The organism is Pseudoalteromonas luteoviolacea DSM 6061 (assembly GCF_001625655.1).
Taxonomy (GTDB): Bacteria; Pseudomonadota; Gammaproteobacteria; order Enterobacterales; family Alteromonadaceae; genus Pseudoalteromonas; species Pseudoalteromonas luteoviolacea.
Genome location: NZ_AUYB01000066.1, coordinates 1 through 340, shown reverse-complemented (window position 1 = coordinate 340; position 340 = coordinate 1). Strand labels below are relative to the sequence as shown.

Genomic DNA, 340 nt, shown 5'->3' with positions numbered 1-340 from the left:
GCCTTTAAACACTTTGGTAAACTGAGTGGTGAGTTTTAGCCAATTATCAGGTTGAATATTGAGCCTCGCTAAGATAGGTTGAGCGTCTGTGATAAACCCGCGTTTATCTTCACGAATACATCGCCCAGTCAAATCTACAAGTTCTAAATAATATTTAAACTCAAACGGTAAACCTTTAGGCATGTACTTTCTTGGATTACCAGAAAAACGCATGAGTGACTTAGGCTGTTTACCCTCTTTTGCTGTTTCAACGCGCTTTTTAATACTAGTATGGTCTGACTCTTCTGGCGTCTTTGCCATTTTGGCTCTCACAGGATTTAAATCCACATACGCTAAGCAC

At 40.0% G+C, this 340-nt stretch carries 1 pseudogene; it reads right to left on the bottom strand.

The window, feature by feature from the left end:
* A pseudogene (locus tag N475_RS02740) lies at window positions 1–340 on the bottom strand (transposase); the annotation flags it as partial.